Origin of the sequence: Actinoplanes auranticolor (assembly GCF_018332655.1) — a bacterium.
GTDB lineage: Bacteria > Actinomycetota > Actinomycetes > Mycobacteriales > Micromonosporaceae > Actinoplanes > Actinoplanes auranticolor.
In genome coordinates this window covers 1-479 of record NZ_BOQL01000134.1, presented here as the reverse complement: position 1 = coordinate 479, position 479 = coordinate 1, and the positions used below count along the sequence as shown (strand labels likewise).

The following is a 479-nucleotide window of genomic DNA, read 5'->3' as shown; positions in this document are numbered from 1 at the left end:
GTACGGCCGTCGCGGCGCGGCGGACCGTGCACGCCGCGGCGTCGAGGCGGCCATCAAGGGTCCGGCGTGAAGACGTTCCAGGCGTATCGGTTCGCCCTCGACCTCACCGTGGCGCAGGAACGAGCGGTCCTCGCGCACGCCGGGGCTGCGCGTGTCGCCCACAACTGGGCGTTGGCCCGGCTCAAGGCGGTCATGGACCAACGTGGGGCCGAGCGTTCCTACGGCGTGCCGGGCGAGTTGCTGACACCGTCGCTGTCCTGGTCACTGCCGGCATTTCGTAAGGCATGTAACGCGGCCAAGGACAACGTCGCGCCGTGGTGGCCTGAGGTGTCGAAGGAGGCCTTCAATACCGGCCTGGACGCTCTGGCCCGGGGGCTGAAGAACTGGGCCGATTCCCGGAACGGCGCACGGGCCGGGCGCCCGGTCGGGTTTCCCCGGTTCAAGTCCCGCCACCGCACCACACCCAGCGTGCGGTTCAC

1 protein-coding gene is annotated in these 479 nt (G+C 70.4%); it reads left to right on the top strand.

From position 1 onward, the window contains the following. Positions 1 to 66: 66 nt before the first annotated feature. Positions 67 to 479: helix-turn-helix domain-containing protein (locus Aau02nite_RS46015; RefSeq protein WP_212995028.1), on the top strand; the 413-nt coding region annotated here is incomplete at its 3' end.